This is a genomic window from Pedococcus bigeumensis (genome assembly GCF_006438965.1).
Classification (GTDB): Bacteria; Actinomycetota; Actinomycetes; order Actinomycetales; family Dermatophilaceae; genus Pedococcus; species Pedococcus bigeumensis_A.
The window spans coordinates 71,323-93,877 of record NZ_RCZM01000007.1; the positions used below are offsets into that span (position 1 = coordinate 71,323).

Below are 22,555 nucleotides of genomic sequence, written 5' to 3' on the forward strand. Positions count from 1 at the left end.
CGGTGACCACGCGGCATACCTCCCCTCACGACCAACCCCTTAGTTTTAGCTAGAGACACGGAAGAAGGAACCACGTGCTCGACGTCAACTTCTTTGACGAACTGCGCATCGGCCTGGCCACTGCTGACGACATCCGTCAGTGGAGCCATGGTGAGGTGAAGAAGCCCGAGACGATCAACTACCGCACCCTCAAGCCTGAGAAGGAGGGTCTGTTCTGCGAGCGCATCTTCGGCCCCACCCGGGACTGGGAGTGCAACTGCGGCAAGTACAAGCGGGTCCGCTTCAAGGGCATCATCTGTGAGCGCTGCGGCGTCGAGGTCACTCGCGCCAAGGTGCGTCGTGAGCGGATGGGCCACATCGAGCTCGCCGCCCCCGTCACCCACATCTGGTACTTCAAGGGCGTCCCGTCGCGCCTCGGCTACCTGCTCGACCTGGCCCCGAAGGACCTCGAGAAGGTCATCTACTTCGCGGCCTACATGATCACGTCGGTCGACGTGGACCAGCGCCACAAGGACCTGCCGTCGCTCGAGGCCCAGATCGAGGTGGAGAAGAAGGAGTACCAGAACAAGCGGGACTCCGAGGTCGACACCCGCGCCAAGCGGCTCGAGTCCGACATCGCCGAGCTCGAGGCCGAGGGTGCCAAGGCTGACGCCCGCCGCAAGGTGCGCGAGTCCGCCGAGCGTGAGATGAACCAGATCCGCAAGCGCGCCGACATGCAGATCGAGCGCATCGAGCAGGTCTGGGACCGGTTCAAGAACCTCAAGGTCCAGGACCTCGAGGGCGACGAGATCCTCTACCGCGAGATGCGGGACCGTTTCGGTCTCTACTTCGAGGGCGGCATGGGCGCCGCGGCGATCCAGAAGCGCCTCCAGGACTTCGACCTCCAGGCCGAGTCCGAGCTGCTGCGCGAGATCATCGCCACCGGCAAGGGCCAGAAGAAGACCCGTGCCCTCAAGCGGCTCAAGGTCGTCACCGCCTTCCAGGCGACGACGAACAAGCCGTCCGGCATGGTCCTGGACGCCGTCCCGGTCATCCCGCCGGACCTGCGCCCGATGGTGCAGCTCGACGGTGGCCGCTTCGCGACCTCCGACCTCAACGACCTCTACCGTCGTGTGATCAACCGGAACAACCGACTCAAGCGTCTGCTCGACCTCGGTGCGCCGGAGATCATCGTCAACAACGAGAAGCGGATGCTCCAGGAGGCTGTCGACAGCCTCTTCGACAACGGCCGTCGTGGTCGCCCGGTCACGGGCCCCGGCAACCGTCCGCTCAAGTCGCTGTCCGACATGCTCAAGGGCAAGCAGGGCCGGTTCCGCCAGAACCTGCTCGGCAAGCGCGTCGACTACTCCGGCCGTTCGGTCATCGTCGTCGGCCCGCAGCTCAAGCTTCACCAGTGCGGTCTGCCCAAGCAGATGGCCCTCGAGCTGTTCAAGCCGTTCGTGATGAAGCGCCTGGTCGACCTCGACCACGCACAGAACATCAAGTCGGCCAAGCGCATGGTCGAGCGCGCCCGTCCGGTCGTGTGGGACGTCCTCGAAGAGGTCATCACCGAGCACCCCGTGCTGCTCAACCGCGCGCCCACCCTGCACCGCCTCGGCATCCAGGCCTTCGAGCCGCAGCTCGTCGAGGGCAAGGCCATCCAGATCCACCCGCTCGTCTGCTCGGCCTTCAACGCCGACTTCGACGGTGACCAGATGGCTGTGCACGTGCCGCTGAGCACCGAGGCGCAGGCCGAGGCCCGCATCCTCATGCTCTCGAGCAACAACATCCTCAAGCCGGCCGACGGCCGTCCGGTGACCATGCCCACCCAGGACATGATCATCGGGCTCTACCACCTCACCTCCGAGGTGGAGAACGGCAAGGGCTCCGGCCGCGCGTTCTCGTCGGTCTCCGAGGCCCGCATGGCGTTCGACGCCGGCGAGCTCGAGCTGGGCAGCATCGTCAAGATCCGCCTGCTCGACGTCGTGCCGATCCCCGGCACGGAGCTCGCCGAGGGCACCGAGGTCAACGACCAGGGCCAGGTGGCCTCGCTCACCGTGGAGACCAGCCTCGGTCGCGCGCTGTTCAACCAGACGCTGCCGGTGGACTACCCGTTCGTGGACGCGGTCGTCGACAAGAAGCGTCTGTCGACCATCGTCAACGACCTGGCCGAGCGCTACACCAAGGTGCAGGTTGCTGCCAGCCTCGACGCGCTCAAGGAGTACGGCTTCCACTGGGCGACCCGCTCAGGCACCACGGTGGCCATCTCCGACGTCGTGACCCCGCCGCGCAAGCTCGAGATCCTCGAGGGCTACGAGGTCAAGGCGACCAAGGTCCAGGTGCAGTACGAGCGTGGTCTGATCACCGACGACGAGCGCCGTCAGGAGCTCATCGAGATCTGGACCCAGGCCACCAACGAGGTCGCCAAGGAGATGGAGGCCAACCTCCCGAAGACCAACACCATCTACAAGATGGTGTCCTCGGGTGCGCGTGGTAACTGGATGCAGCTACGACAGATCGCCGGTATGCGTGGTCTGGTGTCCAACCCCAAGGGCGACATCATCCCGCGACCGATCCGCGCGAACTTCCGCGAGGGCCTGTCCGTGCTCGAGTTCTTCATCTCCACGCACGGTTCGCGTAAGGGTCTTGCCGACACCGCCCTGCGTACCGCCGACTCGGGTTACCTGACCCGTCGTCTGGTGGACGTCTCGCAGGACGTCATCATCCGCGAGGACGACTGTGGGACCGACCGTGGCCTGACCATGCCGATCGCACAGAAGTCTGCGTCCGGCGCCCTGGTCGAGCACGACGACGTGGAGACCTCGGTCTACGCCCGTACCCTCGCTGCCGACGTCGAGAAGGACGGTTCCGTCCTTGCCGTGGCCGGTATCGACCTCGGTGACGTGGTCATCGACGCGCTCGTCGCCGCTGGCGTCGAGCAGGTCAAGGTCCGCTCGGTGCTCACCTGTGAGTCCCACGTCGGCACCTGCGCCGCCTGCTACGGCCGGTCGCTCGCGACCGGCAAGCTGGTGGACATCGGCGAGGCCGTCGGCATCATCGCGGCCCAGTCGATCGGTGAGCCCGGCACCCAGCTGACGATGCGTACCTTCCACACCGGTGGTGTGGCTGGTGACGACATCACGCAGGGTCTGCCCCGTGTCGTCGAGCTGTTCGAGGCGCGCACCCCCAAGGGTGTCGCCCCGATCGCCGAGGCGTCCGGTCGGGTCAACATCGAGGACACCGACAAGACCCGTCGCATCATGCTCACCCCGGACGACGGCTCCGAGGAGCACGCCTACCCGGTGAGCAAGCGCGCGCGTCTGCTGATCGCCGATGGCGACCACGTCGAGGTCGGGCACCGCATGACGCAGGGTTCGATCGACCCCAAGCAGGTCCTTCGCATCCTCGGCCCGCGGGCGGTCCAGATGCACCTCGTCGACGAGGTGCAGCACGTCTACCGCCAGCAGGGTGTGTCGATCCACGACAAGCACATCGAGGTCATCGTCCGCCAGATGCTGCGCCGGATCACGATCATCGAGTCCGCCGACGCCGACCTGCTCCCCGGTGAGCTGGCCGAGCGTGGTCGGTTCGAGACCGAGAACCGTCGCGTCGTCGCCGAAGGTGGCCGCCCGGCCTCGGGTCGCCCCGAGCTCATGGGTATCACCAAGGCGTCGCTGGCCACCGACTCCTGGCTCTCGGCCGCCTCCTTCCAGGAGACGACCCGCGTGCTGACCGAGGCCGCGATGAACGCCAAGTCGGACCCGCTGCTGGGTCTGAAGGAGAACGTCATCCTCGGAAAGCTGATCCCGGCCGGCACGGGTCTCCCGCGCTACCGGAACGTCAAGGTCGAGGCCACCGAAGAGGCCAAGGCTGCGATGTACTCGATGCCCAGCTACGAGTACGACTACCCGGTGTTCGGTCCCGGCTCCGGCGAGGCCATCCGTCTTGACGACGCCGAGCTCGGCCTGGACTGAGCAACCAGCACCACCGTCGAGGGCGGGTATGCCGCGTGGTCACCACGCGGCATACCCGCCCTCGCGGCATATCCCGGCCGGCTGCGGCGTTGGACCGGATGCCGCGCACGGGGGCTGCCGTAACCGATTTGGACCGCACCTGCGCAGGCGGTATCTTTGAACACTGTGTCTGAGGTCTGCTCAGACATGCCGCTGGAGTTGGCGCCGACCAGCATGTTGATGTCGGCAGCTGGACCAGCACCCCTCTCGCCGGGCACTCCGCATTCGATCCGCACTGGGTCGCGCGTGGAGGGTGCAGGGGAGAGCGCCAAGCACGACACACCCGAGTACGGGGGTCGGGCAAGGCACCACACCAAGGAGTGCCCGAAGGTGGCCGACCAGGCCGCCCGACGACACAGAACATCAACTACGTACGGAGAACAGGTTGCCTACGATCAACCAGCTTGTGCGCAAGGGGCGTCAGGACAAGGTCACCAAGACCAAGACTCCTGCCCTCAAGGGCTCGCCCCAGCGCCGTGGAGTGTGCACGCGTGTGTACACCACCACCCCCAAGAAGCCGAACTCTGCCCTGCGCAAGGTGGCCCGCGTGCGCCTCACCAGCGGCATCGAGGTCACGGCCTACATCCCGGGCGTCGGCCACAACCTGCAGGAGCACTCGATCGTGCTCGTGCGTGGCGGTCGTGTGAAGGACCTGCCCGGTGTGCGCTACAAGATCGTCCGCGGCTCCCTCGACACCCAGGGTGTCAAGAACCGCAAGCAGGCTCGCTCCCGTTACGGCGCGAAGATGGAGAAGAAGTAATGCCTCGCAAGGGACCCGCGCCCAAGCGCCCCCTCGTCGTCGACCCGGTCCACAACTCACCGTTGGTGACCCAGCTGGTCAACAAGATCCTCCTCGATGGCAAGAAGTCCATCGCCGAGACGATCGTCTACGGCGCCCTGGAGGGCGTCAAGGAGAAGACCGGCTCCGACCCCGTCGTCACCCTCAAGCGCGCGCTGGACAACATCCGTCCGACGCTCGAGGTCAAGTCGCGTCGTGTCGGTGGCGCCACCTACCAGGTGCCGATCGAGGTCAAGCCCAACCGCGCGACCACGCTGGCCCTGCGCTGGATGGTCGGCTACTCGCGTCAGCGTCGTGAGAAGACCATGACCGAGCGCCTCATGAACGAGATCCTCGATGCATCCAACGGCCTCGGCGCCGCAGTGAAGCGTCGCGAGGACACCCACAAGATGGCCGAGTCCAACAAGGCCTTCGCGCACTACCGCTGGTAACAGCGCCCGGTATGCCGCGTGCGCCAGGCGCGCACGCGGCATACCGGAGGTGTGTGGTTGGCGGCCCTGCCGCCCCCGCACCGCAACGCACTTTTCGTAACGACCGAGATGAGACGATCACATTGGCACTCGACGTCCTGACGGACCTGACCAAGGTCCGCAACATCGGGATCATGGCGCACATCGACGCCGGCAAGACGACGACGACGGAGCGCATCCTCTTCTACACCGGTGTCAACCACAAGATCGGTGAGACGCACGACGGTGCCTCGACCACCGACTGGATGGAGCAGGAGAAGGAGCGCGGCATCACGATCACGTCTGCCGCCGTGACCTCCTTCTGGGAGGGCACCCAGATCAACATCATCGACACCCCGGGTCACGTCGACTTCACGGTCGAGGTGGAGCGCTCGCTGCGCGTCCTTGACGGTGCCGTTGCCGTGTTCGACGGCAAGGAGGGTGTCGAGCCCCAGTCCGAGACCGTGTGGCGTCAGGCCGACAAGTACGACGTCCCCCGCATCGCGTTCGTCAACAAGATGGACAAGCTCGGCGCGGACTTCTACTTCACCGTGGACACCATCAAGGACCGCCTCGGCGCAGAGCCCCTCGTGCTCCAGCTGCCGATCGGCTCCGAGAGCGAGTTCGTCGGTGTCGTCGACCTCATCTACCGTCGTGCCCTCGTGTGGCCTGGTGACGCCAAGGGTGACGTCACCATGGGTGCCAAGTACGAGATCCAGGAGATCCCGGCCGACATGCTCGACAAGGTCGAGGAGTACCGCCACGCCCTGGTCGAGCGCGTCGCCGAGTCCGACGACGTCCTCATGGAGAAGTACCTCGGTGGCGAGGAGCTGACGCCCGAGGAGATCAAGGGCGCGATCCGCAAGCTCACGGTCAACTCCGAGCTCTACCCGATCCTGTGCGGCTCTGCCTTCAAGAACCGCGGTGTGCAGCCGATGCTCGACGCCGTCGTCGACTACCTGCCGTCCCCGCTCGACGTCCCCCCGATGGTCGGCCACAAGCCGAACCACGAGGAGATCGAGATGACGCGCAGGCCCGACACGAGCGAGCCGTTCTCGGCGCTGGCCTTCAAGGTCGCCACGCACCCGTTCTTCGGCACGCTGACCTTCATCCGCGTCTACTCCGGCCAGATCCACGCCGGCTCGGCGGTCGTCAACACGACCAAGGGCCGCAAGGAGCGCATCGGCAAGCTCTTCCAGATGCACGCCAACAAGGAGAACCCCGTGGAGGAGGCCCTCGCGGGTCACATCTACGCGGCGATCGGCCTGAAGGACACCACGACCGGTGACACCCTGAGCGACCCGAACGAGCAGATCGTGCTCGAGTCGATGACGTTCCCGGACCCGGTCATCCAGGTGGCCATCGAGCCCAAGACCAAGGGTGACCAGGAGAAGCTCTCCACGGCCATCCAGAAGCTCTCCGCCGAGGACCCGACCTTCCAGGTCCACCACGACGAGGAGACCGGTCAGACGATCATCGCCGGCATGGGCGAGCTCCACCTGGACATCCTCGTGGACCGCATGAAGCGCGAGTTCAAGGTCGAGGCCAACGTCGGCAAGCCGCAGGTGGCCTACCGCGAGACGATCCGTCGCACCGTGGAGAAGCTCGACTTCACCCACAAGAAGCAGACGGGTGGCTCCGGCCAGTTCGCCAAGATCCAGATCAGCATCGAGCCCCTCGACACCACCGAGTCCGGCGAGATGTACGAGTTCGTGAACAAGGTCACTGGTGGCCGTATCCCGCGCGAGTACATCCCCTCGGTCGACGCCGGTATCCAGGACGCCATGCAGTACGGCGTGCTCGCCGGCTACCCGCTGGTCGGCATCAAGGCGACGCTGCTCGATGGCGCCTACCACGACGTCGACTCCTCGGAGATGGCGTTCAAGATCGCCGGTTCCATGGCGCTCAAGGAGGCCGTCCGCAAGGCCGACCCCGTGCTCCTCGAGCCGATGATGGCCGTCGAGGTGCGTACGCCCGAGGACTACATGGGCGACGTCATCGGTGACATCAACTCCCGCCGTGGCCAGATCCAGGCCATGGAGGACATCAGTGGTGCCAAGGTCGTTCGCGGCCTCGTCCCGCTGTCGGAGATGTTCGGCTATGTCGGCGACCTGCGTTCCAAGACCCAGGGTCGGGCGAACTACAGCATGGAGTTTGACTCCTACGCCGAGGTCCCCAAGGCTGTTGCCGAGGAGATCATCAAGAAGACCCGTGGTGAGTGACCGGTAGCATTACCGGTCGCACCGCACGGAACGCACCACCAGAGCTCCACACCCCAGCACGACCCCACAATCCGCGCCACGTCCCATCTGGGCTTACGGCGTTCAACCAAAGAAGAGTCCTGAGGAGGACATCAAGTGGCGAAGGCAAAGTTCGAGCGGACTAAGCCGCACGTCAACATCGGCACCATTGGTCACATCGACCACGGTAAGACGACGCTGACGGCTGCGATTTCCAAGGTCCTGCACGACAAGTACCCGGACCTGAACCCGCAGTTCGCGTTCGACGACATCGACAAGGCACCCGAAGAGAAGCAGCGCGGTATCACGATCTCGATCGCGCACATCGAGTACCAGACGGAGAGCCGTCACTACGCCCACGTCGACTGCCCCGGTCACGCTGACTATGTGAAGAACATGATCACGGGTGCGGCGCAGATGGACGGTGCGATCCTCGTGGTTGCAGCGACCGACGGCCCGATGCCGCAGACGAAGGAGCACGTCCTCCTGGCCCGCCAGGTCGGCGTTCCCTACATCGTCGTGGCGCTCAACAAGGCCGACATGGTCGACGACGAGGAGATCCTCGAGCTCGTCGAGATGGAGGTCCGCGAGCTGCTGTCCGACTACGAGTTCCCGGGCGACGACCTGCCGGTCGTCAAGGTCTCGGCGCTCAAGGCGCTCGAGGGCGACGCCGAGTGGGGCAACTCCGTGCTCGAGCTCATGGACGCTGTGGACAACCACATCCCGATCCCCGAGCGTGACGTCGACAAGCCGTTCCTCATGCCCGTCGAGGACGTGTTCACGATCACCGGTCGTGGCACCGTCGTCACCGGTCGTATCGAGCGCGGCATCCTGAACGTCAACGCTGAGATCGAGATCGTCGGCATCCACACGGGTCCGCCGACCAAGACCACGGTCACCGGCATCGAGATGTTCCGCAAGCTGCTCGACGAGGGTCGTGCGGGCGAGAACGTCGGCCTGCTCCTTCGTGGCACCAAGCGCGAGGACGTCGAGCGCGGGCAGGTCATCTGCAAGCCGGGCTCGATCACCCCGCACACGGACTTCGAGGCCAACGTCTACATCCTCTCCAAGGATGAGGGCGGCCGTCACACGCCGTTCTACGACAACTACCGCCCGCAGTTCTACTTCCGTACCACCGACGTGACCGGCGTCGTGCACCTCCCCGAGGGCACCGAGATGGTCATGCCCGGTGACAACACGGAGATGAACGTCGAGCTCATCCAGCCGATCGCCATGGAGGAGGGCCTGCGCTTCGCCATTCGCGAGGGCGGCCGTACCGTCGGCGCCGGCCGCGTCACCAAGATCACCAAGTAGTTCAGGAACACTGCGTTCTCGGACTACCCGGCGACTCGTCGCCACTGATCTGACGCACCAGCACCATTGGAGGGCCCCGCAGCTTCGGCTGCGGGGCCCTTCGCTGTGCCCGGTATGCCGGGTGGCTTGTCGACGTGTTGCCGTGTGGTGGTCACGGGGCGGCGGTGTCCGGGGTTGGTGACGACCTGTCGGCAACAAGTGCTGGGGCTGGGGGACGTGTTGCCGTGTGGTGGTCACGGGGCGGCGAATCCGGTGGTTCGTGACGACCTGTCGGCACCAAGTGCTGGGGCTGGGGGACGTGTTGCTGTGTGGTGGTCACGGGGCGGCGGTGTCCGGGGTTGGGTGACGACCTGTCGGCACCAAGTGCCGGAGAGGTATGCCGGGTGGCCGGCTTCTAGGGGCGGGTGGCCGCGAAGTCGGCGGCGGTCAGCTCGTAGACCACCTCGCCGAGGTCGGCACCCGGGAGGGGATCGGCCCACTCCCTGATGTCGGTGCGGACGTGGCGCAGCCCGAGTCGCTGAAGGACGGCCCTGGAACGAACGTTCACGGCCATCGTCTCGGCCCAGACCAGGTCCAGTCCGACCGTCCCGAAGCCGTGCTCCAGCAGCCGCGTGGCACCTTCGGTGGCCAGGCCTCGGCCCCACGCGCGCTTGCGCAGCCGATACCCCAGCTCGGCCTGACCCTCCCCGGTCGGGGTCAGGCAGAACCACCCGACGAAGACCCCGTCCTCGAAGGCCGACCAGTAGCCCAGCCCCAGGGCGTCGTGCGCAGGGTCGGTGCGTCCAGGCATCCACACCTCGACCACCTCCTGCGGCTCGGTGCCCCGGCCCGTCAGAAACCCCATCACGTCGGGGTCGCCGTCGAGCTCGACCAGCAGGTCGCTGTCGTCGGCCTGCAGCGGCCGCAGCTCGAGCCGCGGCGTACGCAGGTGAGGCCGGGACATCACGACGTCGTCTGCAACAGCTCAGGACCGATCTGCGACACCGCGCCGACGCCCGACAGGCCCATCGTCAGGTCGAGCTCGGCCACGATGTTGGCCAGCACGTCGCGCACGCCGTCCCGACCGCCCAGGGCCAGGCCGTAGATGTACGGCCTGCCGATCGCGACGGCATCGGCGCCGAGGGCGATCGCCTTGACGACGTCACTCCCCGTGCGGACCCCGCTGTCCAGGATCACCGGCAGGTCGGGGCCGGCAGCCGCACGCACCGACGGCAGGGCGTCAAGAGAGGCCACGGCGCCATCGACCTGGCGCCCACCGTGGTTGCTGACCACGAGTCCGCTGGCGCCAACCTCGACCGCTCGCCTGGCGTCGTCCGGGTGCAGGACCCCCTTGACCAGGAACGGCAGGTCGGTGCGGTCGCGCAGGGTGCCGAGCTGCTCCCAGGTGAGCCCCGGGTTCGAGTAGATGTCGAGGAAGGTCTCGACGGCCGCACGGGGCGTGGGGGAGCGGAGGTTGGTCCGCAGGTCGCCGGGGTGCTCGCGGCTGATCGACAGCAACGACCGCAGTGCGCCGACGGTGACCTTGACGTCGTCCTTGCCGCCACCTCCGGCTGCCTGAGCCGCCTTGTCGGCCACCCTGGCGCGGACGATCTCCTGGAACCGTGGGTCCGAGGTGTACTGCGCGATCCCGATGCCCTGGGAGAAGGGCAGCGACCCGAGGTTGAGGTCCTGCGGCCGCCAGCCGAGCATCGTCGTGTCGAGGGTGACGACGATCGCCTCGGCGCCGCTCGCGGCGGCGCGCGCCAGGAGGCTGTCGACGAGGGGCTCGTCGGTGGACCAGTAGAGCTGGAACCACCGGGGCGCCGACCCCATCGTGGCGGCCACGTCCTCCATCGACGAGCAGCCCTGGTTGGAGAGGATGTAGGGCAGGCCCAGCTCGGCAGCCGCCGCGCCGATCTCCAGGTCGCTGGTCCGGTGGACCAGGCCGGCTGCGCCGATCGGTGCCACCAGCAGGGGCGCAGGAAGCCGACGGCCGAGCAGCTCGATGGAGAGGTTTCGCTCGGCCTGGCCCGGCAGCATCCGCGGCACGATCTGGTGGCGTTCGAAGGCGGCGCGGTTGGCGCGAACCGTCGCGCCCTCGCCCGCCCCACCCGCTACGTAGGCCCACGCACGAGGCGACATGGCGCTCGCGGCACGTCGCTCGAGCTCGGCGAAGTCCGCGGGGACGCTGGGTCGGTGGCCCAGCACCCCGGCGCGGTAGATCAGGCCCTGCCTGGTCCGACCCGGGCCCTGCGGCGGCGTCGTCATGGGCCCGATCCTGCCAGTAGGCACACCTGCTCGCCTGTGAACCGCGCTGGCCTCCTGACAGCACCGTGACAGGTTCGCCACGGCTGGTTGCCAGCGCGGCGGCGCAGCCTCGGTGGAAGAGGGGCGCACCGCGGCGCCCCACAACCGAGAAGGAGTGCGCCCACGATGCCCACCGTCAGCAAGTCCATGAAGATCGCCGCTGTAGGCGGGGTGGCGGCCATCGCGGCCGGACTCGGCGCCAGCGCAGCCATGGCGGACAGCAGCACGCCAACCCCGAGCGGAACCGCCACCACCGCACCGTCCCAGCCAGGTGCAGACGCCGGCCGTGGACCGGGCGGCCACGGTGGTCCGGCCGGACACCGAGGCGGACCCGGTGGCATGGACGCAGCCGCCCTCGCCACCAAGCTCGGTCTCACCGAGGCCAAGGTCAGCGCCGCCCTGGAGAAGGTCCGCGCCGCGCAGCAGCCTGCGACGCCCCCAGCGCAGGGCACCAAGCCGACCGACGCCGAACGCCAGGCCCGCGAGAAGGCGATGGTGACGGCCCTCGCCAAGGAGCTCGGCGTCAGCCAGGCGAAGGTGCAGGCCGCGCTCGACGCGATCAAGGCCGACCGCGAGGCCAGCCACAAGACCGAGCTGTCCTCGCGCCTCGATGCCGCCGTGAAGGCAGGCACCCTGTCCGCCGCCGACAAGGCGTCGGTCCTCAAGGCGTTCGACGCCGGCGTCCTGGGCGGTGGGCGGCCCTAGCGCGGCCCTGGCGCGGCCCGAGCGCGACCCAGCCGGCCCCGGCCCCGTCCGTCCCCCCCACGGACGGGGCTGGGGCCTTGGCGCGCTCACGCCAGCCCGTCCGACCCTCGTCGTAGTCGCGCGGCCCCCAACCGCAGCGTTGCAGCGGCGGCTGGCACCCGGCATACCCGAGGGTGACGGCCGCTGCGCGACGCGCCACCGGTGCGGGTATGCCGCGTGGCCCGGCCTCGATTTGGTAGGTCACCGTCGGCTCTGGCACACTGGACCGGTTGCTTGACGCGCGCCGTTGACCCATGTCGACGCCGCCACCCCCGGTGCCACACCTCGAACCGCGCATACGTGCGCGGGGCGACACTCCAGGGAAGCGCAAGCCCCGGCTCTGCCGGTCAATCCGATCCGCACGACCGCGTGAAAACGCATGTCGTCCGGCCGCGAAGCGGGTGCGACACACCCGACCGCGGGGGTCGGAGAAGGCCACAAGAACCGGCCAAGCTAGATGTTCGGCGAGAGAGAGACGTAACGGAGATGGCGGGACAGAAGATCCGCATCCGCTTGAAGTCGTATGACCATGAGGTCATCGACAACTCGGCGCGCAAGATTGTCGACACGGTGACCCGTGCTGGCGCGACGGTAGTCGGCCCTGTGCCGCTGCCCACGGAGAAGAACGTCTTCGTGGTCATCCGTTCGCCCCACAAGTACAAGGACAGCCGCGAGCACTTCGAGATGCGCACCCACAAGCGCTTGATCGACATCATCGACCCGACGCCGAAGGCCGTCGACTCGCTGATGCGTCTCGACCTGCCGGCAGACGTCAACATCGAGATCAAGCTCTGAGGCTGGCGAAATGACCACCACTGCTACCAAGACCGTGAAGGGTGTACTGGGCAAGAAGCTCGGTATGACCCAGGTGTGGGATGCCGAGAACCGGCTCATCCCCGTCACCGTCATCGAGGCGGGCCCCTGCGTTGTGACGCAGGTCCGGGCCGCTGCGAAGGACGGCTACGACGCCGTCCAGATCGCCTTCGGCGCCATCGACCCCCGCAAGGTGACCAAGCCCCTGACCGGGCACTTCGAGAAGGCCGGCGTGACCCCGCGTCGCCACCTCGTGGAGCTCCGTACCGCTGACGCCGCCGAGTACACGCTCGGCCAGGAAGTCACGGTCGAGACCTTCGAGGCCGGCCAGGAGATCGACGTCACCGGAACCACCAAGGGCAAGGGCTTTGCCGGCGTCATGAAGCGTCACGGCTTCCACGGCGTCAGCTCCTCCCACGGTTCCCACAAGAACCACCGCAAGCCTGGCTCGATCGGTGGCTGTGCCACCCCGGGTCGCGTGTTCAAGGGCATGCGCATGGCTGGCCGGATGGGTGGCGAGCGTCAGACCACCCAGAACCTCACGATCCACGCCGTGGACGTGGAGCGGGGCCTGTTGCTGATCAAGGGTGCCGTTCCCGGCCCCCGCAACGGCACTGTCCTCGTCCGCACGGCCGCGAAGGGAGCCTGAGCCAGATGGCAACCACAACTGTCGCTGCTGACCTGCCCGCCGAGATCTTCGACGTCCAGGTCAACGTTCCGCTGATCCACCAGGTCGTCGTGGCCCAGCTGGCCGCCGCGCGTCAGGGCACGCACTCCACCAAGACCCGCGGCGAAGTCCGCGGTGGTGGCCGCAAGCCCTACCGCCAGAAGGGCACCGGCCGCGCCCGTCAGGGCTCGACCCGCGCCCCGCAGTTCGCCGGCGGTGGCGTCGTCCACGGCCCGCAGCCGCGTGACTACAGCCAGCGGACCCCCAAGAAGATGAAGGCTGCCGCCCTGCGCGGTGCCCTCTCCGATCGGGCCCGCCACGACCGCGTGCACGTCGTCGAGTCCCTTGTGACCGGCACTGCGCCGTCCACCAAGGACGCGCTCGCGCTGCTCGCCGGTCTGACCGACCGCCCGAACCTGCTCGTCGTGCTCGACCGCAGCGACCTCGTGTCGCTGAAGTCGGTCCGCAACCTCGACGGTGTGCACGTGCTCGCCGCCGACCAGCTCAACACGTATGACGTGCTGTGCGCGGACGATGTCGTGTTCACCAAGGCTGCCCTGGAGGCGTTCGTCACCAAGGCCCAGCCCGTGGGTGGCGTGATCGAGGTCGAGATCGTCGACGACGCTCCCGCCAAGGCCGACAAGCCGGCCAAGGCTGCCAAGACTGAGAAGTCCGAGGCCACGGCCGACAAGCCTGCCAAGGCTGAGAAGCCGGCCAAGGCCGAGAAGCCCGCCAAGGCTGACAAGCCCGCCAAGGCTGACAAGCCCGCCAAGGCTGAGAAGTCCGACGAGGCCACCGACGGTGGCTTCGGCGCCGACTCGGCTGCCGCCCTCGAGGACGGCTCCGCTCCGGAGGGCTTCGAGGTCAAGGGCAACAAGGACTCGATGAAGTTCCACGTCCCCGGCTCCCGCTGGTACGACGCGACCGTCGCTGAGGTCTGGTTCCGCACTGCGGATGCCGCCGAAGCTGCCGGTTTCGTCCCCGCCGGTGGCGCTGCCGCCCAGGACGTGGATGAGGAGGAGACCAAGTGAGCACCCAGTCTGCTCTGTACGGCAAGGACCCGCGCGACATTCTGATCGCACCGGTCGTTTCCGAGAAGTCGTACTCGCTGCTCGACCAGGGCAAGTACACCTTCATCGTCGACCCGCGGGCGAACAAGACGGAGATCAAGATCGCCGTCGAGCGCGTCTTCAACGTCAAGGTTGACTCCGTCCACACCCTCAACCGTGTCGGCAAGACCCGCCGCACCCGGTTCGGCATCGGCAAGCGCAAGGACACCAAGCGTGCGATCGTCACCCTCCGCGAGGGCTCGATTGACATCTTCGGTGCCGGCGCCTGACGGAATCGCTGAAGAGACGTAAGGGATTACGAACTATGGGTATCCGCAAGTACAAGCCGACCACGCCTGGCCGCCGAGGCTCCAGCGTCGCCGACTTCGTCGAGGTCACGCGCTCCACGCCTGAGAAGTCGCTGGTGCGCCCCCTCACGAAGTCCGGTGGCCGCAACAGCAACGGCCGGATCACCACCCGTCACATCGGTGGTGGACACAAGCGCGCCTACCGCGTCATCGACTTCCGTCGCCATGACAAGGACGGCGTGCCGGCCAAGGTCGCTCACATCGAGTACGACCCCAACCGCACTGCGCGCATCGCGCTGCTGCACTACGCCGACGGTGAGAAGCGCTACATCCTGGCCCCCAAGGGCCTGGAGCAGGGCGCCAACATCGAGAACGGCCCCGCGGCCGACATCAAGGCCGGCAACAGCCTGCCGCTGCGCAACATCCCGACCGGTACGGTCATCCACGCTGTCGAGCTCAAGCCCGGTGGTGGCGCGAAGATCGCCCGTTCCGCTGGTGTGCGTGTGCAGCTCGTCGCCAAGGACGGCCCCTACGCCCAGCTGCGTATGCCGTCCGGTGAGATCCGCAACGTCGACCTGCGCTGCCGCGCGACGGTCGGCGAGGTCGGCAACGCCGAGCAGTCCAACATCAACTGGGGCAAGGCCGGCCGGATGAGGTGGAAGGGCAAGCGCCCGACCGTCCGTGGTGTCGCCATGAACCCGGTCGACCACCCGCACGGTGGTGGCGAGGGTAAGACGTCCGGTGGACGTCACCCCGTCAGCCCGTGGGGTCAGGCCGAAGGCCGTACCCGCCGTCCTGGCAAGCCGAGCGACAAGATGATCGTTCGCCGCCGTCGTAAGAAGCGCTGAGAAGGAGCCTGAGAAACCATGCCTCGTAGCTTGAAGAAGGGCCCCTTCATCGACGGCCACCTTCAGAAGAAGGTCGACGTCCAGAACGAAGCGGGCACCAAGAACGTCATCAAGACCTGGTCGCGTCGGTCGGTCGTGAGCCCCGACATGCTGGGTCACACCCTCGCCGTGCACGACGGTCGCAAGCACGTCCCGGTGTTCGTCACCGAGTCGATGGTTGGCCACAAGCTCGGTGAGTTCGCACCGACCCGCACGTTCAAGGGTCACGTGAAGGACGACAAGAAGGGGCGTCGTCGCTGATGGCCGCCTCTACCGAGAACAAGGACAACGTGATGGAAGCCAAGGCGAGTGCGCGGCACGTCCGCGTCACGCCCCAGAAGGCCCGCCGCATGGTGGACCTGATCCGTGGCAAGCAGGCCGTCGAGGCCATTGCTGTGCTCCGGTTCGCGCCGCAGTACGCGTCTGACCCGGTGCAGAAGGTGCTCGAGAGCGCCATCGCCAACCTCCGGGTCAAGGCGGACAAGGCCTCTGAGGCATTCGACGAGACCAACCTGGTCATCAGCGAAGCCTTCGTCGACGAAGGTCCGACCATGAAGCGGTTCCGCCCGCGGGCCCAGGGCCGCGCGGCACGCATCAACAAGCGGACCAGCCACATCACCGTGGTCGTCACGCCGAAGACCACCAAGGGAGGCACCCGCTAATGGGTCAGAAGGTCAACCCGCACGGCTTCCGCCTCGGTATCACCACCGAGCACAAGAGCCGCTGGTTCGCTGACTCCACCAAGGAGGGTCAGCGGTACCGCGACTACGTCAAGGAAGACGTCGCCATCCGCAAGCTCATGTCCGAGGGCATGGAGCGGGCCGGCATCTCCCGCGTCGAGATCGAGCGCACCCGTGACCGCGTCCGTGTGGACATCCACACGGCCCGTCCCGGAATCGTCATCGGTCGTCGTGGCGCCGAGGCCGACCGCATCCGCGGCGAGCTCGAGAAGCTCACCGGCAAGCAGGTCCAGCTGAACATCCTCGAGGTCAAGAACCCCGAGGTCGACAGCCAGCTCGTTGCACAGGGCATCGCCGAGCAGCTTTCTGCTCGTGTGTCGTTCCGTCGTGCGATGCGCAAGGGCATGCAGTCCGCCACCCGCGCCGGCGCCAAGGGCATCCGTGTCCAGGTCTCCGGTCGCCTCGGCGGCGCCGAGATGTCTCGCACCGAGTTCTACCGCGAGGGTCGCGTCCCGCTGCACACCCTGCGTGCGCAGATCGACTACGGCTTCTACGAGGCCCGCACCACCTTCGGCCGCATCGGCGTCAAGGTGTGGATCTACAAGGGCGACGTCACCGCTCGCGAGCTGGCCCAGCAGCAGGCTGCTGCGCCGCGCCCGAGCCGTGGCCCGCGTCGTGAGGGTGCCGACCGTCCGGCCCGCGCTCGTCGCGAGCGTCCGGAGGGCACCGCCACCGAGACCGCTGCTGAGGCTCCCGCCGCTGAGGCGACCGCAGCCGCAGCCAGCACTGAGGGAGAGCAGTCCTGACATGTTGATTCCTCGTCGAGTCAAGCACCGCAAGCAGCACCACCCGGGTCGCTCGGGCGCTGCGAAGGGTGGCACCAAGATCGCGTTCGGCGACTACGGCATCCAGGCCCTCGAGCCCGCCTACGTCACCAACCGTCAGATCGAGTCCGCTCGTATTGCGATGACGCGTTACATGAAGCGTGGTGGAAAGGTGTGGATCAACATCTACCCCGACCGCCCGCTGACCAAGAAGCCGGCCGAGACCCGCATGGGTTCCGGTAAGGGCTCCCCCGAGTGGTGGATCGCCAACATCAAGCCTGGTCGCGTGATGTTCGAGGTGAACGGTGTGACCGAAGAGGTCGCCCGTGAGGCCATGCGTCTGGCGATGCACAAGCTCCCCATGAAGTGCCGCTTCGTTCGGCGTGAAGGTGGTGACATCTGATGGCAGTCGGATCCAAGGACCTGGTGTCGGAGAACCTTCGTGGTCTCGACGACGACCGTCTGGTCGACGAGCTCCGCAAGGCCAAGGAGGAGCTGTTCAACCTCCGGTTCCAGTCGGCCACCGGCCAGCTGGACAACCACGGCCGCCTGCGCGCCGTCCGCAAGGACATCGCCCGCATCTACACCGAGCTGCGTGAGCGCGAGCTCGGGATCGGGCAGAGCCCGAGTGTCGAAGCCAAGGAGGAGTCGGCATGACCAAGAACGTGAAGGATGAGGCCGTGACGGCTGAAGACCGTAACTACCGCAAGACCCGCCAGGGTTACGTGGTCAGCGACAAGATGGACAAGACCGTCGTGGTCGAGGTCGAGGACCGCGTCAAGCACGCGCTCTACGGCAAGGTCCTGCGTCGCTCCAGCAAGGTCAAGGCCCACGACGAGGACAACGCCGCCGGTATCGGTGACCGCGTCTCGATCATGGAGACCCGCCCACTCTCAGCCACCAAGCGCTGGCGCGTGGTGGAGATCCTCGAGAAGGCCAAGTAGTTCAAAGGCGCAGTAACACCTCAGCATCCGCCGCCCACGCGGCATACCGGAGAAACCACCGGGTATGCCGCGCGGGCACGGAAAACAAGCCCCCCACAGTTCGGCAAGGCTCACCTTGCGTGAGAACCAGCTCGACGACAGGAGTTAGACAGTGATCCAGCAGGAGTCGCGACTGCGTGTCGCCGACAACACTGGTGCCAAGGAGATCCTTTGCATCCGTGTTCTCGGTGGCTCGGGTCGTCGTTACGCCGGCATTGGTGACGTCATCGTCGCCGCCGTCAAGGACGCCATTCCCGGCGGCAACGTCAAGAAGGGCGACGTCGTCAAGGCCGTCATCGTGCGCACCACCAAGGAGCGCCGTCGCGGCGACGGGTCGTACATCAAGTTCGACGAGAACGCCGCCGTCATCCTCAAGGCCGACGGGGACCCCCGAGGCACGCGCATCTTCGGCCCTGTGGGCCGCGAGCTGCGTGAGAAGAAGTTCATGAAGATCATCTCGTTGGCGCCGGAGGTGCTCTGACCCATGGCTGACAAGAAGAAGATGAAGATCAAGAAGGGTGACACCGTCAAGGTGCTCACTGGCAAGGACCGCAACAGCATCGGCAAGGTCATCGCCGTGTACCCCGAGACCGAGCGCGTGCTCGTCGAGGGTGTCAACCGGGTGACCCGCCACACCAAGGCAGGTCAGTCCGCTCGCGGCACCCGCACCGGTGGCCTGGTCGTCCAGGAAGCTGCGATCCACGTGAGCAACGTGGCGGTCGTTGACCCCGATGACAAGAAGCTCGCGACCCGGATCAAGACCCGCGTCGAGACTGTCGAGCGCAACGGTCGCACCAAGACCGTCCGCACCCGTGTCGCGGTGCGCTCGGGCAAGGACCTGTGAGAGCCATGACCGAAACAGAAACCATGACCCAGACTGAAGTTTCCGCAGCGGTCACGCCGCGCCTCAAGCAGCGCTACGCGGACGAGATCAAGGGCGAGCTGCTCAAGCAGTTCGGCTACGACAACGTCATGCAGGTGCCCGGCGTCGTCAAGGTCGTCGTCAACATGGGTGTTGGTGACGCCGCCAAGGACGCCAAGCTCATCGAGGGCGCGATCAAGGACCTCTCGGCCATCACCGGCCAGAAGCCCATCGTCACCAAGGCCCGCAAGTCCATCGCGCAGTTCAAGCTTCGCGAGGGCATGCCGATCGGTGCGCACACCACGCTGCGCGGCGACCGGATGTGGGAGTTCCTCGACCGTCTCGTGTCGGTGGGCCTGCCTCGTATCCGTGACTTCCGCGGCCTGTCGCCCAAGCAGTTCGACGGCAACGGCAACTACACCTTCGGCCTCACGGAGCAGTCGATGTTCCACGAGATCGACCAGGACCGTATCGACCGCGTGCGGGGCATGGACATCACTGTGGTGACCACCGCCCGCAATGACGACGAGGGCCGCGCACTGCTCAAGGCGCTCGGCTTCCCCTTCAAGGAGAACTGACATGGCGAAGACCGCCCTGGTCAACAAGGCCAACAAGAAGCCGAAGTTCAAGGTGCGTGGCTACACCCGTTGTCAGCGCTGCGGCCGACCGCACTCGGTCTACCGCAAGTTCGGGCTCTGCCGCATCTGCCTTCGCGAGATGGCACACCGCGGCGAGCTGCCCGGCGTCACCAAGAGCTCCTGGTAATACCCACCGATTTCATCCTTACATCGCAGGTCGCTGCATGAGCAGTGAAACCACGGTGAGAGAGGGCCGGAGAAGCCCATGACCATGACTGACCCGATTGCGGACATGTTGACCCGCGTCAGGAACGCCAACTCGGCGCACCACGACGCAGTCTCCATGCCGTTTTCCAAGCTGAAGTCCCACATTGCCGAGATCCTCCAGGCGGAGGGCTACATCGCCTCCTGGAAGGTCGAGGACGCCGAGGTCGGCAAGACGCTGACCATCGAGCTGAAGTACGGCCCCAACCGTGAGCGTTCCATCGCTGGCGTGCGCCGTGTCTCCAAGCCCGGTCTGCGCGTCTACGCCAAGTCGACGAACCTGCCCAAGGTTCTCGGCGGTCTCGGTGTGGCCATCCTTTCCACCTCGTCTGGTCTCCTCACGGACCGCCAGGCCAAGTCCAAGGGCGTGGGCGGGGAAGTCCTCGCCTACGTCTGGTAAGGGGACTCGACATGTCGCGTATTGGACGACTCCCAGTCGCCATCCCCAGCGGTGTCGACATCACCATCGACGGCCAGACCGTCAAGGTGAAGGGCCCCAAGGGCGAGCTCAGCCACGTCGTGGCCGAGCCGATCAAGGTCGAGAAGGGTGACGCGGACCTCGAGGTCAAGCGCCCCAACGACGAGCGCCAGTCCCGTGCCCTGCACGGCCTGACCCGGTCGCTCATCAACAACATGGTGCTCGGTGTGACCGAGGGCTATGAGAAGAAGATGGAGATCCACGGCACGGGTTACCGCGTGGTCAACAAGGGCGGGGACCTCGAGTTCGCGCTCGGCTACAGCCACTCGATCACCGTCAAGGCCCCTGAGGGCATCTCCTTCGCTGTCGAGAACCCGACCCGCTTCGCGGTCCAGGGCATCGACAAGCAGCTCGTTGGCGAGGTTGCCGCAAACATCCGCAAGCTACGCAAGCCCGACCCGTACAAGGGCAAGGGCGTTCGCTATGCGGGCGAGCAGATCCGTCGCAAGGTCGGAAAGGCCGGTAAGTAAGCCATGGCAATGATCGTCAAGCGCGCCAAGGGCAAGTCCGCTGCACGCGGCCGTCGCCACCTGCGCCTGCGCAAGAAGGTGACCGGTACGACCGTTCGTCCGCGCCTGGTCGTGTCGCGCTCCTCGCGCCACGTCTTCGTGCAGGTCGTCGATGACACCCTCGGCAAGACCGTGGCGTCGGCTTCCACCATGGAGGCAGACCTGCGTTCGTTCGAGGGTGACAAGACCGCCAAGGCCCGCAAGGTGGGCGAGCTGCTCGCCGAGCGCGCCAAGAGCGCCGGTGTCGAGGCTGTCGTCTTCGACCGCGGTGGCAACAAGTACCACGGTCGCATCGCCGCCATCGCCGAGGGCGCCCGCGAGGGTGGTCTGGCCCTGTGAGCACCGTGACCGCAACTGTTATTGAGATGAGGAACATCTGATGCCCGGACCCCAGCGTCGAGGCACTGGTGCCGCTGCTGGCGGCGACGCAGCTCGTGGCGAGCGCGGCGACCGCCGTGGTGGCCGCGACAACCGTCAAGGTGGCCGCGACCAGGCCGAGAAGAGCGCCTACGTCGAGCGCGTCGTGACCATCAACCGCGTTTCCAAGGTCGTCAAGGGTGGACGTCGCTTCAGCTTCACCGCCCTCGTGGTCGTGGGCGACGGCGACGGAACCGTCGGTGTCGGCTACGGCAAGGCCAAGGAAGTCCCCGCGGCGATCGCCAAGGGTGTCGAGGAGGCCAAGAAGGAGTTCTTCAAGGTCCCCCGCATCCAGGGCACCATCCCGCACCCCGTGCAGGGTGAGGCCGCTGCCGGCGTCGTCATGCTGCGTCCCGCCGCCCCCGGTACCGGTGTCATCGCCGGTGGTCCGGTGCGCGCGGTCCTGGAGTGCGCAGGCATCCACGACGTGCTGAGCAAGTCGCTCGGCTCGGACAACGCCATCAACGTCGTCCACGCGACCGTCGCGGCCCTCCGGGGTCTCGAGCGTCCGGAGGAAGTGGCTGCCCGCCGCGGCCTCCCGGTCGACCGCGTCGCCCCGGCCGCCATGCTGCGGGCCCAGGCTGCCGGCCGCGAAGCCGCCAAGGCAGGTGCCTGATGCGTCTCAAGGTGACCCAGACCCGTTCCGAGATCGGTGGCAAGCAGAACCAGCGTGACACGCTGCGAAGCCTCGGTCTGAAGCGCATTGGCGACGTCGTCGTCAAGGAGGACCGTCCCGAGATCCGCGGGATGGTCAAGACGGTGACGCACCTCGTTGCCGTCGAGGAGGTTGACTGACCATGGCAGAGAAGAAGGCCGCCAAGGCCGCTGCCGCACCCGAGGGCACGACCCTCAAGGTGCACCACCTGCGTCCGGCTCCCGGCGCCAAGACCGCAAGGACCCGGGTGGGTCGCGGTGAGGGCTCCAAGGGCAAGACCGCCGGTCGTGGCACCAAGGGCACCAAGGCCCGCTACCAGGTTCCGGAGCGCTTCGAAGGTGGCGCCATGCCGCTGCACATGCGTCTCCCGAAGCTGCGTGGCTTCAAGAACCCGTTCCGCGTGGAGTTCCAGGTCGTCAACCTGGACAAGCTGTCCGCCCTGTTCCCCGAGGGTGGCGATGTGACCATCGCCGACCTCGTGGCCAAGGGTGCGGTTCGCGACAACTCCCCGGTCAAGGTGCTCGGCACCGGCGAGATCACCGTCAAGGTCAACGTGACCGCTGACAAGTTCTCGGCGACCGCCAAGGAGAAGATCGAGGCCGCTGGCGGCTCGGTCACCTCCGCCTGACCGCATCAAGACACCAGGGTATGCCGCGGGCTCACCGCTCAAGGTGAGCTCGCGGCATACCCCATTTGTTCGCCAAGCACGTTTCAGCCCGGCCCCAACATGCCTCGGGACCACGCCTTTGACACCCCT

29 protein-coding genes are annotated in these 22,555 nt (G+C 66.8%); 27 read left to right on the forward strand and 2 right to left on the reverse strand.

Translation table 11 applies throughout. The features are described from left to right. Positions 1-74: 74 nt before the first annotated feature. The 5 genes from EAH86_RS18490 (at position 75) to tuf (ending at position 8,794) form a co-directional block, all read left to right on the forward strand. Positions 75-3,953: a DNA-directed RNA polymerase subunit beta' gene (locus EAH86_RS18490; protein WP_140743516.1), complete on the forward strand. Its 3,879-nt coding sequence runs from the start codon at positions 75-77 to the stop codon at positions 3,951-3,953. A gap of 424 nt (positions 3,954-4,377) precedes the next feature. Continuing rightward, positions 4,378-4,752, forward strand: coding sequence for a 30S ribosomal protein S12 (rpsL, locus tag EAH86_RS18495; protein ID WP_056883290.1), 375 nt, complete (start codon positions 4,378-4,380; stop codon positions 4,750-4,752). Then, positions 4,752-5,222 carry a 30S ribosomal protein S7 gene (gene rpsG / locus EAH86_RS18500; protein ID WP_056915473.1) on the forward strand — a complete coding sequence of 157 codons (471 nt, stop codon included), beginning with the start codon at positions 4,752-4,754 and terminating at the stop codon, positions 5,220-5,222. The genes rpsL and rpsG overlap by 1 nt, the downstream gene beginning before the upstream one ends. A 122-nt stretch (positions 5,223-5,344) precedes the next feature. Continuing rightward, complete coding sequence (gene fusA, locus EAH86_RS18505) at positions 5,345-7,462, forward strand: elongation factor G (protein WP_140743518.1); 2,118 nt, start codon at positions 5,345-5,347, stop codon at positions 7,460-7,462. 135 nt (positions 7,463-7,597) lie between these two features. Beyond that, positions 7,598-8,794 carry an elongation factor Tu gene (gene tuf / locus EAH86_RS18510; protein ID WP_140743520.1) on the forward strand — a complete coding sequence of 399 codons (1,197 nt, stop codon included), beginning with the start codon at positions 7,598-7,600 and terminating at the stop codon, positions 8,792-8,794. A 394-nt stretch (positions 8,795-9,188) separates the two neighbouring features. Here the strand turns inward: tuf and EAH86_RS18515 are convergent, their stop codons facing one another. Beyond that, entirely contained in the window at positions 9,189-9,737 is a 549-nt protein-coding gene (locus tag EAH86_RS18515) for a GNAT family N-acetyltransferase (protein WP_140743522.1), read from the reverse strand. Next, complete coding sequence (locus tag EAH86_RS18520; protein WP_140743524.1) at positions 9,737-11,041, reverse strand: alpha-hydroxy-acid oxidizing protein; 1,305 nt, start codon at positions 11,039-11,041, stop codon at positions 9,737-9,739. The genes EAH86_RS18515 and EAH86_RS18520 overlap by 1 nt, the downstream gene beginning before the upstream one ends. Positions 11,042-11,206: 165 nt before the next feature. On the opposite strand from EAH86_RS18520, the gene EAH86_RS18525 reads away from it, so the two are divergent. From EAH86_RS18525 to rplO, 22 genes are all read left to right on the forward strand, one after another. Then, a complete protein-coding gene (locus EAH86_RS18525) occupies positions 11,207-11,785 on the forward strand; it encodes a hypothetical protein (protein ID WP_140743526.1) in 579 nt (192 codons plus the stop codon). A gap of 525 nt (positions 11,786-12,310) precedes the next feature. Then, positions 12,311-12,619, forward strand: a complete 309-nt coding sequence (gene rpsJ, locus EAH86_RS18530) for a 30S ribosomal protein S10 (RefSeq protein ID WP_009775966.1) — start codon at positions 12,311-12,313, stop codon at positions 12,617-12,619. A gap of 10 nt (positions 12,620-12,629) precedes the next feature. Continuing rightward, on the forward strand, positions 12,630-13,286 hold the full coding sequence (gene rplC / locus EAH86_RS18535; protein WP_140743528.1) for a 50S ribosomal protein L3: 657 nt from the start codon (positions 12,630-12,632) through the stop codon (positions 13,284-13,286). A 5-nt stretch (positions 13,287-13,291) separates the two neighbouring features. Beyond that, on the forward strand, positions 13,292-14,335 hold the full coding sequence (rplD, locus tag EAH86_RS18540; RefSeq protein ID WP_140743530.1) for a 50S ribosomal protein L4: 1,044 nt from the start codon (positions 13,292-13,294) through the stop codon (positions 14,333-14,335). Continuing rightward, positions 14,332-14,643, forward strand: a complete 312-nt coding sequence (gene rplW / locus EAH86_RS18545) for a 50S ribosomal protein L23 (protein ID WP_140743532.1) — start codon at positions 14,332-14,334, stop codon at positions 14,641-14,643. The genes rplD and rplW overlap by 4 nt, the downstream gene beginning before the upstream one ends. Positions 14,644-14,678: 35 nt before the next feature. Beyond that, a complete protein-coding gene (gene rplB / locus EAH86_RS18550) occupies positions 14,679-15,509 on the forward strand; it encodes a 50S ribosomal protein L2 (RefSeq protein WP_140743534.1) in 831 nt (276 codons plus the stop codon). 18 nt (positions 15,510-15,527) lie between these two features. Next, positions 15,528-15,809, forward strand: a complete 282-nt coding sequence (rpsS, locus tag EAH86_RS18555; RefSeq protein WP_056923996.1) for a 30S ribosomal protein S19 — start codon at positions 15,528-15,530, stop codon at positions 15,807-15,809. Positions 15,810-15,841: 32 nt separating this feature from the next. Further along, positions 15,842-16,210, forward strand: coding sequence for a 50S ribosomal protein L22 (gene rplV, locus EAH86_RS18560; RefSeq protein WP_140743723.1), 369 nt, complete (start codon positions 15,842-15,844; stop codon positions 16,208-16,210). Continuing rightward, positions 16,210-17,034 carry a 30S ribosomal protein S3 gene (gene rpsC, locus EAH86_RS18565; RefSeq protein ID WP_140743536.1) on the forward strand — a complete coding sequence of 275 codons (825 nt, stop codon included), beginning with the start codon at positions 16,210-16,212 and terminating at the stop codon, positions 17,032-17,034. The genes rplV and rpsC overlap by 1 nt, the downstream gene beginning before the upstream one ends. Before the next feature lies 1 nt (position 17,035). Continuing rightward, positions 17,036-17,455, forward strand: a complete 420-nt coding sequence (gene rplP, locus EAH86_RS18570; protein WP_140743538.1) for a 50S ribosomal protein L16 — start codon at positions 17,036-17,038, stop codon at positions 17,453-17,455. Continuing rightward, positions 17,455-17,709 carry a 50S ribosomal protein L29 gene (gene rpmC, locus EAH86_RS18575; protein WP_140743540.1) on the forward strand — a complete coding sequence of 85 codons (255 nt, stop codon included), beginning with the start codon at positions 17,455-17,457 and terminating at the stop codon, positions 17,707-17,709. The genes rplP and rpmC overlap by 1 nt, the downstream gene beginning before the upstream one ends. After that, on the forward strand, positions 17,706-17,996 hold the full coding sequence (gene rpsQ / locus EAH86_RS18580) for a 30S ribosomal protein S17 (RefSeq protein WP_140743542.1): 291 nt from the start codon (positions 17,706-17,708) through the stop codon (positions 17,994-17,996). The genes rpmC and rpsQ overlap by 4 nt, the downstream gene beginning before the upstream one ends. A gap of 151 nt (positions 17,997-18,147) precedes the next feature. Next, on the forward strand, positions 18,148-18,516 hold the full coding sequence (gene rplN, locus EAH86_RS18585; protein ID WP_056923992.1) for a 50S ribosomal protein L14: 369 nt from the start codon (positions 18,148-18,150) through the stop codon (positions 18,514-18,516). A gap of 3 nt (positions 18,517-18,519) precedes the next feature. Next, a complete protein-coding gene (gene rplX / locus EAH86_RS18590; RefSeq protein ID WP_140743544.1) occupies positions 18,520-18,879 on the forward strand; it encodes a 50S ribosomal protein L24 in 360 nt (119 codons plus the stop codon). Between the two features lie 23 nt (positions 18,880-18,902). Beyond that, positions 18,903-19,475 carry a 50S ribosomal protein L5 gene (rplE, locus tag EAH86_RS18595; protein WP_140743546.1) on the forward strand — a complete coding sequence of 191 codons (573 nt, stop codon included), beginning with the start codon at positions 18,903-18,905 and terminating at the stop codon, positions 19,473-19,475. Position 19,476: 1 nt separating this feature from the next. Beyond that, entirely contained in the window at positions 19,477-19,662 is a 186-nt protein-coding gene (locus EAH86_RS18600; RefSeq protein ID WP_035902511.1) for a type Z 30S ribosomal protein S14, read from the forward strand. Positions 19,663-19,740: 78 nt separating this feature from the next. Beyond that, the gene (gene rpsH / locus EAH86_RS18605; protein WP_140743548.1) at positions 19,741-20,139 is read left to right on the forward strand and encodes a 30S ribosomal protein S8; all 399 of its coding nucleotides are present in this window, start codon (positions 19,741-19,743) and stop codon (positions 20,137-20,139) included. Between the two features lie 11 nt (positions 20,140-20,150). Beyond that, positions 20,151-20,687, forward strand: a complete 537-nt coding sequence (rplF, locus tag EAH86_RS18610; protein ID WP_140743550.1) for a 50S ribosomal protein L6 — start codon at positions 20,151-20,153, stop codon at positions 20,685-20,687. 3 nt (positions 20,688-20,690) lie between these two features. After that, a complete protein-coding gene (rplR, locus tag EAH86_RS18615; RefSeq protein WP_277752351.1) occupies positions 20,691-21,065 on the forward strand; it encodes a 50S ribosomal protein L18 in 375 nt (124 codons plus the stop codon). 40 nt (positions 21,066-21,105) lie between these two features. Then, complete coding sequence (gene rpsE / locus EAH86_RS18620) at positions 21,106-21,759, forward strand: 30S ribosomal protein S5 (protein ID WP_140743552.1); 654 nt, start codon at positions 21,106-21,108, stop codon at positions 21,757-21,759. After that, positions 21,756-21,938, forward strand: coding sequence for a 50S ribosomal protein L30 (rpmD, locus tag EAH86_RS18625; RefSeq protein WP_056924254.1), 183 nt, complete (start codon positions 21,756-21,758; stop codon positions 21,936-21,938). The genes rpsE and rpmD overlap by 4 nt, the downstream gene beginning before the upstream one ends. Positions 21,939-21,940: 2 nt before the next feature. Next, on the forward strand, positions 21,941-22,426 hold the full coding sequence (rplO, locus tag EAH86_RS18630) for a 50S ribosomal protein L15 (RefSeq protein ID WP_140743554.1): 486 nt from the start codon (positions 21,941-21,943) through the stop codon (positions 22,424-22,426). Positions 22,427-22,555 lie beyond the last annotated feature (129 nt).